The organism is Xanthomonas floridensis (genome assembly GCF_001642575.1).
Taxonomy (GTDB): domain Bacteria; phylum Pseudomonadota; class Gammaproteobacteria; order Xanthomonadales; family Xanthomonadaceae; genus Xanthomonas; species Xanthomonas floridensis.
In genome coordinates this window covers 114,730-131,369 of record NZ_LXNG01000012.1, presented here as the reverse complement: position 1 = coordinate 131,369, position 16,640 = coordinate 114,730, and the positions used below count along the sequence as shown (strand labels likewise).

15 protein-coding genes are annotated in these 16,640 nt (G+C 65.5%); 13 read left to right on the top strand and 2 right to left on the bottom strand.

Translation table 11 applies throughout. From position 1 onward, the window contains the following. The first annotated feature begins 252 nt into the window (after positions 1-252). The 6 genes from A7D17_RS07840 (at position 253) to rlmM (ending at position 6,159) form a co-directional block, all read left to right on the top strand. On the top strand, positions 253-1,992 hold the full coding sequence (locus A7D17_RS07840) for a glutamine--tRNA ligase/YqeY domain fusion protein (protein WP_064508591.1): 1,740 nt from the start codon (positions 253-255) through the stop codon (positions 1,990-1,992). A gap of 502 nt (positions 1,993-2,494) precedes the next feature. Next, entirely contained in the window at positions 2,495-3,424 is a 930-nt protein-coding gene (locus tag A7D17_RS07835; RefSeq protein ID WP_064508590.1) for a DMT family transporter, read from the top strand. A gap of 60 nt (positions 3,425-3,484) precedes the next feature. Next, on the top strand, positions 3,485-3,724 hold the full coding sequence (locus A7D17_RS07830; RefSeq protein WP_064508589.1) for a hypothetical protein: 240 nt from the start codon (positions 3,485-3,487) through the stop codon (positions 3,722-3,724). 274 nt (positions 3,725-3,998) lie between these two features. After that, complete coding sequence (locus tag A7D17_RS07820) at positions 3,999-4,337, top strand: hypothetical protein (RefSeq protein WP_064508587.1); 339 nt, start codon at positions 3,999-4,001, stop codon at positions 4,335-4,337. Between the two features lie 196 nt (positions 4,338-4,533). Beyond that, complete coding sequence (locus tag A7D17_RS07815) at positions 4,534-5,094, top strand: nucleoside deaminase (RefSeq protein WP_064508586.1); 561 nt, start codon at positions 4,534-4,536, stop codon at positions 5,092-5,094. Positions 5,095-5,115: 21 nt separating this feature from the next. Then, the gene (gene rlmM / locus A7D17_RS07810) at positions 5,116-6,159 is read left to right on the top strand and encodes a 23S rRNA (cytidine(2498)-2'-O)-methyltransferase RlmM (RefSeq protein ID WP_064508585.1); all 1,044 of its coding nucleotides are present in this window, start codon (positions 5,116-5,118) and stop codon (positions 6,157-6,159) included. Positions 6,160-6,628: 469 nt separating this feature from the next. Here rlmM and A7D17_RS07805 read toward each other — a convergent pair whose 3' ends face one another. Beyond that, positions 6,629-7,738: a Gfo/Idh/MocA family protein gene (locus A7D17_RS07805; RefSeq protein ID WP_064508584.1), complete on the bottom strand. Its 1,110-nt coding sequence runs from the start codon at positions 7,736-7,738 to the stop codon at positions 6,629-6,631. 264 nt (positions 7,739-8,002) lie between these two features. Here A7D17_RS07805 and A7D17_RS07800 point away from each other — a divergent pair, with 264 nt between their 5' ends. The 7 genes from A7D17_RS07800 (at position 8,003) to A7D17_RS07770 (ending at position 15,007) form a co-directional block, all read left to right on the top strand. Next, positions 8,003-8,908 (top strand): SMP-30/gluconolactonase/LRE family protein, encoded by a 906-nt coding sequence (locus tag A7D17_RS07800; protein ID WP_064508583.1) that lies wholly within the window; start codon positions 8,003-8,005, stop codon positions 8,906-8,908. An 81-nt stretch (positions 8,909-8,989) separates the two neighbouring features. Further along, positions 8,990-9,712, top strand: coding sequence for a hypothetical protein (locus A7D17_RS07795; protein WP_064508582.1), 723 nt, complete (start codon positions 8,990-8,992; stop codon positions 9,710-9,712). A gap of 189 nt (positions 9,713-9,901) precedes the next feature. Next, a complete protein-coding gene (locus A7D17_RS07790; RefSeq protein WP_064508581.1) occupies positions 9,902-10,297 on the top strand; it encodes an EF-hand domain-containing protein in 396 nt (131 codons plus the stop codon). A gap of 142 nt (positions 10,298-10,439) precedes the next feature. Further along, positions 10,440-10,913, top strand: coding sequence for a MarR family winged helix-turn-helix transcriptional regulator (locus A7D17_RS07785; RefSeq protein WP_064508580.1), 474 nt, complete (start codon positions 10,440-10,442; stop codon positions 10,911-10,913). A gap of 32 nt (positions 10,914-10,945) precedes the next feature. Beyond that, positions 10,946-11,773: a p-hydroxycinnamoyl CoA hydratase/lyase gene (locus tag A7D17_RS07780; protein ID WP_064508579.1), complete on the top strand. Its 828-nt coding sequence runs from the start codon at positions 10,946-10,948 to the stop codon at positions 11,771-11,773. A gap of 82 nt (positions 11,774-11,855) precedes the next feature. Further along, a complete protein-coding gene (locus A7D17_RS07775) occupies positions 11,856-13,325 on the top strand; it encodes an aldehyde dehydrogenase (RefSeq protein ID WP_064508578.1) in 1,470 nt (489 codons plus the stop codon). 203 nt (positions 13,326-13,528) lie between these two features. Next, positions 13,529-15,007 carry an AMP-binding protein gene (locus A7D17_RS07770; protein WP_064508577.1) on the top strand — a complete coding sequence of 493 codons (1,479 nt, stop codon included), beginning with the start codon at positions 13,529-13,531 and terminating at the stop codon, positions 15,005-15,007. A gap of 598 nt (positions 15,008-15,605) precedes the next feature. Here the strand turns inward: A7D17_RS07770 and A7D17_RS07765 are convergent. Beyond that, positions 15,606-16,607 (bottom strand): LysR substrate-binding domain-containing protein, encoded by a 1,002-nt coding sequence (locus A7D17_RS07765; protein ID WP_064508576.1) that lies wholly within the window; start codon positions 16,605-16,607, stop codon positions 15,606-15,608. Positions 16,608-16,640 lie beyond the last annotated feature (33 nt).

Sequence of the window (16,640 nt, the reverse complement as noted above, 5' to 3'; positions counted from 1 at the left end):
GGCGCAGCGTACGCGGGGCGGCCGGTTGCCGCCAGCGCTGCCAGACGGGCCACCCCCGCATAGCGCCCTCGTGTGACGAGGTCGGCGGCGCGCAAGCGCGCGCGAATCCCTGCAGCGGCAGGGCCTCCGGCCGCGCCGGAGATCCCTGAGGCTCGCCAGATCACGCTTCCGCTGCCCCCACCCGGGCCAGCCGCCTACCCCTAACCGATGCCACCGCCTAAACTTGCGGTTTACTTATTGCCGATGCCCCGCATGTCCGAGATTCCAGCCACCGACGCCACCGCCCCGGCGGAGAAGAAAGACTTCATCCGCCAGATCGTTCGCGAGGACCTGGCCAGCGGCAAGCACGCGGTCATCCGCACCCGCTTCCCGCCCGAGCCCAACGGCTACCTGCACATCGGCCATGCCAAGGCGATCTGCCTGGACTTCGGCCTGGCGGCCGAATTCGGCGGGCTGTGCAACCTGCGCCTGGACGACACCAACCCGGCCAAGGAAGACCCCGAGTTCGTGGTCGCCATCCAGGACGACGTGCGCTGGCTGGGCTACGACTGGGCACAGCTGCGCCATGCCTCGGATTACTTCGAGGTCTACTACCTGGCCGCAGAAAAACTGATCCGCGACGGCCATGCCTTTGTCTGCGACCTCTCTGCCGAACAGGTGCGCGAGTACCGTGGCACGCTCACCGAGCCGGGCCGCAACTCGCCATACCGCGAGCGCAGCGTGGACGAAAACCTGGACCTGTTCCGGCGCATGCGCGCGGGCGAATTCCCCGATGGCGCACGCACGCTGCGTGCCAAGATCGACATGGCCAGCGGCAACATCAACCTGCGCGACCCGGCGCTGTACCGCATCAAGCATGTCGAGCATCAGAACACCGGCAACGCCTGGCCGATCTATCCAATGTACGACTTCGCGCATTCGCTGGGCGATGCGGTGGAAGGCATCACCCACTCGTTGTGCACACTGGAATTCGAAGACCATCGCCCGTTGTACGACTGGTGCGTGGACAAGGTGGACCTGGCCGGGCATCCGGAGTTGCTGCAGCCGCTGCTGGACAAGGGCCTGCCGCGCGAGGCGGCCAAGCCGCGCCAGATCGAGTTTTCGCGCCTCAACATCAATTACACGGTGATGAGCAAGCGCAAGCTCACCGCACTGGTGGAAGAGCAGCTGGTGGACGGCTGGGACGACCCGCGCATGTACACGCTGCAGGGCCTGCGCCGCCGCGGCTACACACCGGCGGCGATGCGGTTGTTCGTGGACCGCGTGGGCATCAGCAAGCAGAACTCGCTGATCGATTTCTCGGTACTGGAAGGCTGCCTGCGCGAGGACCTGGATGCCGCCGCAGCACGCCGCATGGCGGTGATCGAGCCGCTCAAGCTGGTGCTGACCAACCTGCCGGACGGCCACACCGAGACGCTGCAGTTTTCCAATCATCCCAAGGACGAGAGCTTTGGCACGCGCGAGGTGCCGTTTGCACGCGAGCTGTGGATCGAGCGCGAAGATTTCGCCGAGGTTCCGCCCAAGGGCTGGAAGCGTCTGGTGCCGGGCGGCGAAATCCGTCTGCGTGGCGCAGGCATCGCGCGCGTGGATGAGGTGATCAAGGACGCCGCCGGGCAGATCGTCGAGCTGCGCGGCTGGCTGGATCCGGAATCGCGTCCGGGCATGGAGGGCGCCAACCGCAAGGTCAAGGGCACCATCCATTGGGTCAGCGCCGCGCATGCGGTGGAAGCGGAAATCCGCCTCTACGACCGCCTGTTTTCGGTGGAAAAGCCCGACGACGAATCCAAAGGCAAGACCTACCGCGATTATCTCAACCCCGAGTCCAAGCGCAGCGTGCGCGGCTTTGTGGAGCCGTCTGCCGCGCAGGCTGCGCCGGAGCAGGCGTTCCAGTTCGAGCGCACCGGGTATTTTGTCGCCGACCGCCGCGACCATAGCCCGGCCACACCCGTGTTCAACCGCAGCGTGACCTTGCGCGACACCTGGGCCAAGTAACGCCTACGGATGCACAGGCCGCGTCCACCTTACGGTGTGGCGTGGTCGATGCGTGCAATGTGTCGATTGCGCAGGATGGCTTGCTACCCGCGTGCGAAGACACCCGCCATCGATCCGATGGCTGATGGCTGCTTGTCAGCGGATGGTGGTTTGCTGCGCGGCCGGTATGTTGTCTTCCGCCGCCTCATTGCACGCTTCCAACGATCGATGGCCATGCATCGCTGGCAAGACGCAGCCGGCAGTCTCAGGGCATGGGTGGACGAGGCAGAGCCGCCATGGTCTTCGCGCGCTACCTGTCACTTCCGAGCAGCTCACGCTGCGTCGATCCGGCAGGTGCGCAGGCGTGTCGATGCCGGCGTCACATGCCAGCCCAGCTACGCCGCGTTGAGCGCCTTAACTTGCTGGTTTTTGCAGCCTTGGCACTGCATGTCCACACACCAGGCCTTGCTCATCCCGCTACCGCGCTGCACGCTGCCCGGCATGACAGGCAAGGAAACGCCCGATGCGTGAACGTTTGACGATGGGCGTCGCCTGCGGCATTGGCGCGGGCGCGCTGTGGGGGCTGGTGTTTCTGGCACCGCAACTCTTGTCTGCATTCACGCCGATGCAGCTGGCGGTGGCGCGCTACCTGTCCTATGGCGTGGTGGCCGCAGTGGTCCTGGCACCACGTGCACGCCTCACCGCCGCCCGCCTGGGCCGCGCGGAGTGGTGGGCGCTGGTGCGCCTGAGCCTGATGGGCAATCTGATCTATTACGTGCTGCTGGGCAGCGCCGTGCAGTGGGCTGGCAGCGCCGCCACTGCGCTGATCATCGGCCTGTTGCCGGTGGTGGTGACCGTGATCGGCACGCGTGCAGCGGGCGCGGTGCAACTGCGGCGGCTCGCCGCACCATGCGTGCTCTGCGTCATCGGCGTGGCGTTGGTCGCGCTCGACACCGTGCACGACGATTCCGGACAGCAGGCTGGCGATCGTCTCACCCGCATTGCGGGGCTGCTATGCGCCGTGGGTGCCCTGGTCTCGTGGTCGGCATACTCGATCGCCAATGCGCGCTGGTTGCGGCGCCGCCCCGATCTCTCCGGTGGCGACTGGTCGCTGCTGACCGGCGTGGTGACCGGTGCGCTGGCAGCATTGCTGGCGCCTGCGGCACTGATCGGCAGCGCCCCCCATGCGCCGATCGACTGGGCAGGCTTTTGGGGTATTTCGCTGTTGCTGGGCATCCTCGCCTCGGTCATCGGCAATGCGCTTTGGAACCGCGCGAGCCGCGTGCTGCCACTGACCTTGGTGGGGCAGATGATCGTATTCGAGACGGTGTTCGCGCTGATCTATGGATTTGCCTGGGAAATGCGACTCCCCACGCCACTGGAACTTGCGGCGATCGCCTGTCTGCTGATCGGCGTGCTGTGGTGCGCAGCACTGCATGCGGAAGCGAACTGACGCCGACCATTGGCGTGTTATCGCCCCTAGATTGCAGTCTGCGTCCGATGGAATGCCGTCATGTGCCTCCCACCACCGGGTTCGCGCACCCTGTACGCCGCAGTCGTTTCGCTTTCGATCGGTCTGTCGGCCTGCTCGCCGCCACCCCAAGGCGCGCAGGCAGTCACCCCGGCCGAGGCGTTGTGCCTGTTCACTGCCCACACGCCCGACGATGCGCTGCCCACCGAGCAGCGCGACGAGAGCATGCAGCAGCTGACGCTCGCCAGCCACTGTGGTGCCGTGCTGTCCGGACACCGTTGAGTGGACGATCGAACAAGCCGCAGGCACCCATCACCGCGGCGTCGGTCCGGCATCCGTATGCGATGGCAACCTGCGATGCGCATCTCTTGCAGCACCCCATTCGTCCCGGCGTCGACGGGCACAACGCGCTCAAGCGCCAGGCTGCACCCTGGCGCTGCGCGGCGGTCCTGGCCTGACCGCATCGGGTGGGGCGACACACCTGCACGCCGCGCTACCACATGCACCGCATGCTGGGCTTACCATGCACCTCATCTGTCGTGATCGGAGCAACCGCATGTCCCGTGCCTTGTCCTGGTATCTGAGCAGTTTGTTGATGATGGCGTCCGTTTTTCTGATCGGCTGCGTAGCCGCACCGCCAACCGACGCGGCCACACCGCCGCCGGCAAGCGCCAAGCCCATCACCGTCGTCACTACCTGCAAGGTCGACGCCGATTGCGCGGTGAAGAACGTCGGCAACTGTTGCGGGGCCTATCCAGCCTGCGTCAACGTCAGCAGCCCAACCGATCCGAAAGGCGTGATGGCGCAGTGCCAGTCCAGCGGCATGATGAGCGTCTGCGGTTTCCGCGAGATCAGTGCCTGCCAGTGCGTGTCCGGCCAATGCACTGCAAAGTAGATCCTTCGTCATAAGACGACCACGCGCGCCGGGCTGCGCGCCTGCGCGCGATGCGCCGCCACGACGCTGACTGAGCACGCCGGACGACCGCCGGCGCCAGCCGTATTCAGATCCGTCCGCAGCGGCGTTTTGCGCGCCGCGTCCGGGCCGATACACTGCGCCGCTTGGCTTCTTCTCCGCTACCGGTCGTCCAGTGATGCTCTACGCGCAAGTCCACCTCACCCTGCCCGCCTGGATCCATGACTTCGTGGATGCCAGCCGCGCCTATCCCGGCGACGACGACAAGGTGGCGCTGGCCATCGCGCTGTCGCGGATGAATGTGGAAGCCCGCAGTGGCGGCCCGTTCGGTGCGGTGGTGTTCGGGCCGGATGATCACATCATCGCCGCGGCGGTGAACCGGGTGGTGCCGCAGACCACTTCGCTGGCGCATGCCGAGAACATGGCCTACATGCTGGCGCAGCAGCGCTTGCAGACGCCGCGCCTGAACGACGTGCTGTCGCCGATCACGCTGGCTACCTCGGCGCAGCCGTGCTGCCAGTGCTATGGCGCCACGGTGTGGGCCGGCATCGACCGTCTGCTGATCGGCGCCCGCGCCGAAGACGTGATGGCGCTGACCGAATTCGACGAAGGCCCGCTGCCCACCGACTGGGTGGGCGAACTGACCCGCCGTGGTATCGAGGTGGTGCGCGATGTGCAGCGCGAACAGGCCTGTGCGGTGCTGCGCAGCTACGGCGAGGGCGGCGGTGATCGTTATTGACCGCTTATTGCGAGCGCCGCGATGAGCGAGCTGCTCTGCTATTGCCGCCAGGGATTCGAGCCTGAGCTGGCGGCCGAACTGAGCGCACGCGCGGCATTTGTCGGCGTCGCCGGCTATGCGCGCACCCAACGCAACGACGGCTATGTGCTGTTCGTCTGCGACGACGCCGCGCATCTGGCCGCCAGGCTGCAGTGGCGCGAACTGATCTTTGCCCGCCAGAAACTGGTCGTACTCGCCGAACTCAAGGGCATCGATCCCAAGGACCGCATCACACCGATCCTGGCCGCGCTGGACGGGCAGCCACGCTTTGGCGACCTGTGGGTGGAACATCCGGATTCGGATGCCGGCAAACCGCTGGCGGGGCTGGCGCGCAGCTTCGGCAACGCGCTGCGTCCGGCACTGCGCAAGGCCGGCCTGTTGACCGACAAGCCGCAGGCGCGCCTGCCGCGCCTGCATGTGTGCTTTCTCGATGGCGACCACGCGCTGCTGGCAGTGGCCGATGCCGACGACAGCGCCCCGTGGCCACTGGGGATTCCTCGCCTGAAATTGCTGCCCGAAGCGCCGTCGCGCTCGGCGCTCAAGCTCGACGAAGCACTGCTGACCCTGCTCACGCCCGAAGAACGCGAGCGCCTGGTCAAACCCGGCATGCGTGCCGCCGATCTGGGCGCCGCCCCCGGCGGCTGGACCTGGGTGCTGACGCGCCAGCATGTGCACGTCACCAGCGTGGACAACGGCCCGTTGCGCGAGCATGTGCTGGCCACCGGCCTGGTCGAGCACCTGCGTGCGGACGGCTTTCATTGGAAGCCGGCGCAACCGCTGGACTGGATGGTCTGCGACATGGTGGAGCAACCGCGCCGCGTTGCCGAGCGCATGGCCACCTGGGTGCGCGAAGGCTGGTGCCGCCACACCATCTTCAACCTCAAGCTGCCGATGAAAAAACGCTGGGACGAAACGCGTCTGTGCCTGGACCTGTTCGAGCAGCAGGCGGAGAAATCGCTGACCGTGCGTGCCAAGCAGCTGTACCACGATCGGGAAGAGATCACGGTGCTGGCGATGCGGGAGTGAGGCCGGGAATCGGGAATCGTAAATGCGGTTGGTCGGTTCGTCTGTATATGCTGCCGTCGATTCCTTCAACCACCGCGCGAAGCTCACAGCGCGTTTGAATCATTCCTGCACAGCGATGCTCTGGGCGTTTGAAGCGCGCCTGGGGCGTGCAGCGGGAATCCTGGTGATGGTTGGTCCCGTGCCTTGTGGTAGGAACTCCCTCCCGGCTGGCACGGCTCGCTTTCGCGCAATTGACGCTTGTCCTTCACTCATTGCATCGCCATACCTGTGTCCGCTGGTTGCCGCTGGCCTGCTGCTTGCCGCTGTTGGCCGTTGATTGCAGGCGTGACGCACCGCGACCGGTTGGCCGCTTGCTCGCTCCACCGTCCGGCTGTCTGTTGCCGCTGTGTGCTGCCATGCCCGGCGGCCCTGGGCCGCTGCCTGCGATGACGGTGGCCCCGGCGGTACTCGGCCGCCGGAGCCGGCTCGCTTACAGCACGATCCGTTTGCTGCCTTCCCGCGCCGAGCGGTAGATCGCATCGACAATGCGGATGTCGCGCAGGCCTTCCTCGCCCGGCGCGCGCAGCGGTGTGCCATTCATGATCGCCAGCGCGTCTTCGTCCATCTGCAGCGCCTGCTGGTGCGGTACCTTGGCGTCGAATACGCGGCCATCGCTGGCCTTGCCGGTCACGCCCTGGTAACTCTGGAACGGCGACAGCTCGTACCAGCCGCGCTCGCACTCGGCGCGCAGCACATTCATGTTGGCACCGAAGCTGGTCTTGCACTGCGCACGCACCGCATTGGGGAATTCCAGCGTGAAATCCATATGCTCGTCCACTTCATCGAACAGCTCGGGACGGTCGGTCCAGCGCTTGGCGGTCACCGCCAGCGGCTCGGCGCCCACGGTGTAACGCGCGGCATTGAGCGGATAGACGCCCATGTCGTACATCGCGCCACCACCGAACTGTGAGCGCAGCCGCCATGGGCGGTCGGCCTTGGCAGTGCCTTGATAGCCGTTGTACCCCGCCTCGGCGCGCACGCGCTGCATCGCGCCGAACGGCTTTTCGCTGGCCATCGCGATCAAGCGGCGGGTATTGGGCTCGTGCTGCATGCGATAGCCGATCGTCAACGCCACCTTGTTGCGCTTGCAGGCCGCAATCATCGCCTCGCATTCGCCCGCATGCATGGCCATCGGCTTCTCGCACCACACGTGCTTGCCGGCCGCTGCCGCACGCAATGCCAGCGGCGCATGCAGATGGGTCGGGGTAACGATGTACACCACATCGATGTCGTCATTGTCGGCAATGCGATCGAAGTTGTCGTAGTTGTAGACGTTGCGATCGGCAATGCCGTACTTGGACTGCCATTGCGGAATCTTGGACGGCGTGCCGGTCACGATGCCCGCCAGCTTGCAATGCTTGGTCAGGGCCAGGCCCGGTGCAAGTTGTTCGCTTGCATAACTGCCCAGGCCTGCCAACGCGACGTTGAGCGGCTTTCCAGGCTTTTTCTTCGGCAGCGCCCATGCGGGTGCACCGAGCAGGATGCCTGCACCACCGAAGGCGGCAAGCAGGCGGCGACGCGTCAAGGATTCCACGGACATGCAAACCTCCTTCAAGTAAGAGTGGCGACCAGCGCGCGCAGGCAGCATCAGACCGGCGTAACGCGTGTCGCGAGGTGCGCGTGACAGGGACACCTATCGGAAGCGCCACGCCGACCAACGCTGCCGATCGCCAATTGCTCCAGTCCATTTCTGCCGCGCTGCTGCAACACTGCCCGCGCACCTTACTTGATCGCGCGTGATCACCGCCATGGCCGCTGCGCACGTTCTGGCACACTGCTGGCGATCCCATCCGGAGCATGCCGCATGACCGCCGTCACCCGCCTGCGTCTCTTGCCGCTGGCCTTGCTGTTGTCCAGTTCGCTCGCCATCGCTGCCGACATGTCATTCGTCGCGCGCGACCTGATCGGCGATGGCGCCTTCACCCACAACGCCGAAGGTCCCGCCTTCGGTCCGGATGGCGCGCTCTATGCCGTCAACCTGGGCAAGGACGGCACCATCGCGCGCATCACCCTGCACGCCGATGGCAGCGCAAAGGCCGACGTCTTCGTGACCCTGCCGGCGGGCAGCACCGGCAATGGCATCCGCTTCCGCGACGGGATGATGTACGTGGCCGACTACACCGGTCACGCACTATTGCGGGTGGATCCGAAGACGCGCGCGGTCAGCACCTTCGCTTCGCTACCCGAGGCCGATGGCCCCAACGATCTGGCGCTTGCGCCCGATGGCAGTTTCTACGCCAGCGATCCGAACTGGAAGGACAACAGCGGGCGCCTGTGGCACATCAGCCGCACTGGCGCGGTGCGTTTGCTGGAAGCCGGCATGACCACACCCAACGGGCTGGACGTCAGCCCCGACGGCAAGCATCTGTACGTCAATGAAAGCATGTCGCGCAAGGTGTGGGTCTACGACCGGCAGGACGACGGCAGCCTGCGCAACAAGCGCCTGCTGATTACCTTCCCCGATTTCGGCATGGACGGCATGCGCTGCGATGCCGACGGCAATCTCTACATCGCCCGTTACGACGCCGGGCAGATCGCCGTGGTGTCGCCGGCCGGCAAGTTACTGCGCACCATCGCGCTGAAAGGCCGCAAGGCCAGCAACGTCGCCTTCGGCGGCACCGATGGCAAGCAGGTGGTGGTGACGTTGCAGGACCGTGGCGCAGTTGAAACGTTCAGATCCGATCGCCCGGGGCGCGAAACCGGACGCTGAAACTGCTGTGCGCGTCGCATCGGTTCTCAGGCCGCGCAACAGCGTCCTGGCATCCTGCAGGTCACCAGTGGAGGACTCCCCATGCAACCGATCGAACTCAAGGACGCGGCCGCCTTCGGCAGCGAATTCCTGCGACTGACCCTGTTGCAGGGATTCCAGTCATTGACCAAGCGTGACCTGGAATTGCTGATCTTCGTGCTGCTGGAACGCGATGGCGCCATTTCGCGCAACAGCTCCAACGCCGCGGTCGCGCTGCAGCTGCGTGTGACCTCGGCCAAGGTCAAGGCACTGCGTCGCGACGGCTACGCACGTTGGCGCGCACTGGTGCCCGAAGAAGGCGATGCGGCCATGCAGCGCATCGTGGCCAACGTGCTCACCGAAGACAATCTGCGCTCCGGCGCCAAGCACGTCAGCGAGCGCAGCCGCAAGGAGGGGTTTCTGGCCGTGCGTATCGAACACCCTGACGACGCGCAGCAGTTCGAGCAGGCCATTCTCGATGTCGGCGCGCTGCCGGTCTACGAGCGCAATCGCGAAGTGGTCGCGGTGCGTTTCGACACGCTGCTGAAGATCGCCGAACGCTGGGGATACCTGCAGCCGGATCCCCAGGCCACCGTGCGCGAACTGCAAAAACTCACCCCCACCGCAGAAGAAGTCTCCGACTTGCTGAAAAAGGACATCGCGCAACTGCGCTGGGAGGATGTGCGCCGCGCGCTCAACAGCCTGGGTGCCAAGGCGGTCGCCAGCACGGCCGAGGGCGGCCTGAAGGGATTGCTCAAGATCGTGTTTCCGTTCATCCCCGGCTGAGCGGCGCGCAGGGCGGCGGCAGAGTGCCGTCGCCCTGGCGGGGCGGACAACGCCGCCACTGCAGCGCCGCATCCACGCCATAACCGGCACTGCCCGGGCCGCCCGTCGTCCGCAACGCCTGCGTCGGGCATCCCTCAATCCATCCCGCACGCTCTATCCTTACGGGCTGTTCCACATCAGGGGGATCTGATGACCACCAGCCGTATCGCCACACTCTCTGCCCTATTGCTCATCTGCGGCGTTGCCACCGCACAGCAGGCACCTACACCGGCCAGCAGCATGCCGCTGATCGAGGTGCCCAGTGCCATCCGCACCCAGCCGCTGGCGGCAGGCGAGGTCACCCATCAAACCCAGCTCGACCGCCCGCACGGCGAATCCAGCGTGATCGTGCGTTCGATCCAGCCCAGCAACGTGGTCGGCAGCTACCGCATCGATTTCCAGGCCATGGATACCGACGGGGATGGCCGCATCAGCCGTGCCGAAGCCCAGGCCAACCCGGCACTGGCCGATGAATTCGATGCGCTCGATACCCGCCACAGCGGCTATCTCAGCCGCGAGCAGCTGGCCGGCTGGCTGATCCAGTGACCACGCCGTAAACCGTAGGCGGCACGCGCCCGCCACACGCCACGCGGGCGCGCACCAGGCTTGCACTTTGACGACGGCACCTCTTGCAGCGCCCGCTTCGGTCGGCTAGATTGTATTTAACGGATACAATCTGGATGGATCGATGACCGCTCGCCTGGCACTTGCCGCAGACCTTGGCTACCAATTGCAACTGGCCGCCCTGGCGTCCAGTCACGCCGCGCGCCAGGAACTGGCCGAACTCCACCTCACACCCGCCCGCGTCACCGCGTTGATCCACATCCGCGACCAGCCCGGCTGCGACCAGACCGAGCTCGGCAACCGGCTGCTGGTCAACCGTGCCGCCGGCATGAAGATCGCCAATGCCCTGGCAGACCAGGGCCTGATCGAACGCCTGGCCGGCCGCGACCGACGCAGCAAGGGCCTGTATCTGACCGAGCATGGCCAACGCACGCTGGACGTGGCGCAGGGCTGCCTTGCGCGTGCGGTCGAGCGTACTTGCACCGGCCTGCAGCCCGGCGAACAGCAGACCCTGCTACGCCTGCTGTGCAAATTGAACGACAGCGCCACCCTGGAGCGGTCGACCGTTCCGGACACTGCGCTGGCCGAAGAGTTCTGATTCCCGCAACCCCGACTTGAAGGAGACGCCGCTTGAACGAGCATGACGTGGTATCGGTTCGCATCGAAAACCGCATCGCCTGGGTGAAGTTCGCACGCCCCGACAAGCGCAATGCAATGAGCCCGGCGCTCAACCGCCGCATGATGGACGTGCTGGACGAGCTGGAATTCGACGACAACGTGGGCGTGCTGGTGCTGGGTGGCGAAGGCACGGCGTGGTCGGCCGGCATGGACCTGAAGGAATACTTCCGCGAGACTGAGGCGCAAGGCCTGCGTGGCGTGCGCCGCTCGCAACGCGAATCCTATGGCTGGTTCCGTCGCCTGCGCTGGTACCAGAAGCCGACCATCGCGATGGTCAACGGCTGGTGCTTCGGTGGCGGTTTCGGCCCGCTGTTTGCCTGCGATCTGGCCATTGCTGCCGATGAGGCGCAGTTTGGCCTGTCGGAGATCAACTGGGGCATCCTGCCTGGCGGTGGCGTGACCAAGGTTGCGGTGGAATTGCTGTCCATGCGCGATGCGATGTGGATGACGCTGACCGGCGAAATGATCGACGGCAAGAAGGCCGCGCAATGGCGCCTGGTCAACGAGAGCGTGCCGCTGGAGCGCCTGGAAGCACGCACCCGCGAAGTGGCCGAGCTGCTCCTGCGCAAGAATCCGGTGGCGCTGAAGTACGCCAAGGATGCCGTCCGCCGCGTGGGCACCATGACCTACGACGAAGCCGAGGATTACCTGGTGCGCATGCAGGAAGCGGCCAACTCCTTCGACAACAACGCGCGCAAGGAAGGCATCCGTCAGTTCATCGACGAGAAAAGCTACAAGCCCGGCCTGGGCGAATACGACCTGACCAAACACAGCGCCTGAGTCTTTTCCCCGCGCCCGGCGCGATGCGTGCGCCCCACGCATCGCTGGCGCTGCCAGTGGTTTTCTGCATTGAGGAGGGAGTATGGAAGCCTTATCCGCTACGCTGCGCGGGATCGCCGCACGTGGACCCAATGGCCTGTTCATCGATGGCCAGTGGCGCGCCAGCAACGGTGATCGCGTTGTCGATGTGATCGCCCCACATACAGAAGAGCGTCTGCTGCGCTACACCGAGCCGTCCCCCGCAGATGTCGAGGCTGCCGTGGCTGCCGCGCATCGTGCCTTCGATAGCGGCCCCTGGCCGCAGCTGTCGCCTGCCGAGCGCGGAACCGTGCTCAAACGCGTCGCCGAGCAGCTGCACGCACGCTTGCCGGAGCTGGCCGAGGCCTGGACCGGCCAGGTCGGCGCCACCATCGGCTTCAGTCGTCGCGCCTCGCAGCAGGCCCCGGGCCTGTTCGACTACTACGGTGATCTGATCGCCACCCACCCATTTGTCGAATCGCGAGCACGCGCCAACGGCGGTTTGGTGCACGTGGTGCAGGAGCCGGTGGGCGTGGTTGCGGCAATCACGCCGTGGAATGCACCCCTGGTCCTGCTTTGCTACAAGGTTGCCGCAGCGCTGGCGGCCGGCTGCACGGTGGTGGCCAAGCCGTCGCCGGAAACGCCGATCGATGCCTATATCCTGGCCGAGTGCATCAGTGCCGCAGGCGTACCCGATGGCGTGTTCAACCTGGTGCCGGGCGGTCGCGAGGTCGGCGAACAGCTGATCGGCCACCCGCTGGTGAACAAGGTCAGTTTTACCGGTTCCACCCAGGCAGGACGGCTGATCGGCGTTGCCTGCGCGCAGCGCCTGGCGCGATGTGGCCTGGAACTGGGTGGCAAGTCGGCCGCCATCGTGCTTGAGGACGCCGATCTGGCCAAGGTGTTGCCCAGCCTGGTGCCCTACTCGATACCGATTACCGGCCAGGTGTGTTTTGCGCTGACCCGTGTGCTGGTGCCGGTGCAGCGACGCGAAGAGATCCTGCAGGCGTATTGCGCGGCCCTGGGAGCAATCACGCTGGGTGACCCGTTCGCTGCCGACACCGGCATGGGCCCGCTGGCACTGGGCAGGCAGCTGGAGCGCGTACAGTCCTATATCGCCAAGGGCAGCGCCGAAGGCGCGCGCCTGGTCATGGGCGGTGGTCGCCCGGCGCACCTGCCACGCGGGTTCTTCATCGAACCGACGGTATTTGCCGACGTCACACCGGACATGACCATCGCACGCGAAGAGATCTTCGGCCCGGTGGTGAGCTTCATCGACTATCACGATGAGGCAGATCTGATCGCCAAGGCCAATGCCAGCGACTACGGCCTGCACGGCACCGTCTATGGCGAAGATAGTGATCGCGCGTATCGCATCGCGCGTCGCGTGCGCAGCGGCAGCCATTCGATCAATGGCATGTGGGTGGATATCGACATGCCGTTCGGCGGCTTCAAACACTCGGGAATCGGCCGCGAAGGCGGCGTCGAGGGGCTGCATGCGTTTCTTGAAACCAAGACCGTCTATCTCAGCTAGCACGCTGCGGACCGGCGGTGTGCCAGCGCGCGCGCAAGCGCGATGCGCTGCATTGTGAAGCGCATCGGTAGCTGCCTGCTGCCGATCGACCGCAACGCGTCACATGAACCATCGCCGCCGATTCCGGCGTGCGAGCAAACCTTCTGCCGTCACCGTCGCACTCACCACCGTCACTCCCCACTCCGCTTTCGGAAGACAGTGCCATGACCATGCCGACCGATTCGATCTCGTTCCATGCACGGCTTACGCCACGACGGCTTGCCGCCCGCGACCTGCTGCTGGAGCAGCAATGGACGTACGCCGAACTGGACGACCTGATTGGCCGCCTGGCCGCCCTGCTGCAGACACGCGGCTGTGTCGACGGCGAACGGCTCGCGGTCATTGCGCGCAACTCGGTCTGGCAGGTCGCACTCCACTTCGCCTGTGCACGGGTAGGCGCGATCTATGTTCCGCTCAACTGGCGGCTGAGCGCCAACGAGCTGGACGCCCTGCTGCAACGTGCAGAACCACGCCTGCTGCTGGGCGACGACGTCGCCGCCGGACGCGCACCGGTAGAGACAGTGTCCGCCTTCATCGACAGCGCCCGCACGCTCACGCCTGCCGAAACACCGTATATCCCGCCCGAACGCGTCAGCCTGATCCTGTTTACCTCGGGCACCTCCGGCCAGCCGAAGGGCGTGATGCTGAGCGAACAGAACCTGCAGCAGGTAGCGCACAATTTCGGCGTCACCACGCGCGTGGATGCGGGAAGTAGTTTTCTGTGTGAAGCGCCGATGTTCCACATCATCGGCCTAGCCACCAATGTGCGCCCGGCGCTCGCGCTAGGCGGTTCGATCCAGGTTTCCAGCGGCTTCGAGCCCAGACGCACCCTGGACTGGCTCGGCAATCCCTCACTGGGGATCACCCACTACGTTGGCGTGCCGCAGATGATGCAGGCGTTCCGTAACCAGCCTGGCTTCGATCCTGCCTCGTTGCGTCACCTCACCGCGCTGGTCAGCGGTGGCGCGCCGCATGCCAGCGACGATCTGCTGGGCTGGCTGGAAGACGGCATCCCGATGGTATGCGGCTTCGGCATGAGTGAAGCCGGCACGGTGTTCGGTATGTCGGTGGACTGCGAGGTGATCCGCAGCAAACTCGGGGCGGCAGGTATTTCATCGCCGACGGTACAGACGCGGATTGTGGATGGCGACGGAAACGAGTGTCCGCCGGGCACGCCTGGCGAGCTGTTGCTGCGTGGCCCCAATCTCACCCCGGGGTATTGGGGTGACCCGCAGGCAACCGCCGAGATGCGCGATGCGCAGGGCTGGTTCCGCACCGGCGATATCGTCAAGCGCGATGCCGATGGCTTCTTCTGGGTCGTCGATCGCAAGAAGGACATGTTCATTTCCGGCGGTGAAAACGTCTATCCCGCCGAGATCGAAGCCGTCCTGGTCGATCACCCGCAGATCCGCGAATGCGCCGTGGTCGGCATGGCCGATCCGCAGTGGGGAGAGGTGGGCTACCTGGCGATCGTGCCGGCCGACGAGGCGCCGGATCTCGAGCAGATTCGCAGCTATCTGATCGAGCGCCTGGCCAAGTACAAGGTGCCCAAGCACCTGCGGGTGGTCGAGGCATTGCCACGCACGGCCACCGGCAAACTGCAGAAAGCGCGCCTGAAGGATGCGCTGGCGAGCGAATCCTGATCCCATCACTGGGCCTGCGAGCGTGTGCAGACCCACTGCTGCACACGCTCGTCTGGATCTATCACGGTGGCTCAGATCATCACGCCACCAACGACGGCGGCCATTTGTCACGCCAGCCGATGCCCGACGATTCACACCACGCAGGAGCATGGCTTGATGCGCATTGGCAGTACGCAGGTTTGGTTGATGTCAACGATGTGGCTGGCCTCTGCCCAGGATGCAGGATGCAGACCGATTACCTGCCGCCAGATGATGGACGCCAAGCAATGCATATTCTGGCGGACACCTACTTTGCGACACACATCCGAACGGTGGCTCAAGGCGGCGCCAGTCACGCGCATTCGGCACGCTTGGTGCCAGTCAAGCGGAGCAGCAACCAACCATGCGTTGCATGCTGTCTGCCACCGCATGCGTCCTGTCAAGGCGGTGGAATGACCTCCCACCGCTGCGGGACGCTTCCCTTGCAGGAGCATCACGCTGGCGTACACCGTGGCGGACTGATCGAGGAGACCACGCACAGCGCCGTACCGAGGTTCCACTCCCCGCCATCCTGGCCAGGGAAGCAGCGCCCCACTGGCAAAGAGCGAGCTGCCGCTACTTACGCGGACGCATCCAGCAGGATGTCGTCTTCGCCAACCTGGTTGTCCACCCACACCGCGCCTTGCTCGGCCATCAGCGCGAGTTGATGTTCCAGCTCGCGCAGCAGCAGGCGCACACCCGGCTTGTGGATGGCGCTGCTGTCGCGATAGATCACCCCACCGGCACGCGCCTGCGAGGGTTGCTGCAGTTGGAACGCACGCAACTCGCCACGTGCGATATCGCCGGCCACCATCATGCTCGGCATCACTGCGATGCTATCGGTGCCGAGCAGGATCTCGCGGGTAAAACTGGCCGAGCTGGAACGCAGCTGGTCGCGTGTGGCCAGCCCGTGTTCGCGCATGACCTGCGCCACGTCACGCTCCACGTGCTGGCTCAGCGTCGGCAGCACCTGCCGGTAGGCTGCCGCCTCGGCAATCCGCACCGGACCATTGGCAAACAGCGGGTGATCGCTACGCGCCACCAGCGCAATCGGGTCCTGGTACAACACCTTGCGGATCAAGGCATCGTAGCGGGCCAGCGGATAGAGCCGCCCCACCACCAGGTCGACTTCATTGCCCGCCAGCTTGGGCAGCAGCTCATCGGTGCGTCCATGCAGCAGGCGCACGCGCAGCGTGGGTTCGGCGCGGTAGAGCGCGGCCAGCACTGCAGGCAGCAAGCCGCTTGCTGCCACCGGCAGCGCGCCCACGGTGATCGTGAGCGCATCGTCCTGCAGCAGGCCTTCGAAGGTGTCCTGCGCACGGCGCAGTTGGCCCAGCACCACATGCGCGGTCTGCACCAGCACTTCGCCCATTGCATTGGGCCGCACGCCACGCGAATGGCGTTCGAACAGGGGCGCGCCGACGATCTCCTCGATCTCCTGCAGGGCGCGCGTGAGCGCGGGCTGGGTGACATTCAAGACGCGCGAGGCGCGGAGCAGGCTTTTTTGCCGGTCCAGCGCCTCGATGACACGTAGATGCCGGACCTTGATGCGGTGTTCGAAGAACACGGAGGACATGGTCATGGGGTGGGCCTTACGTTGGGAAGTCGGAATACG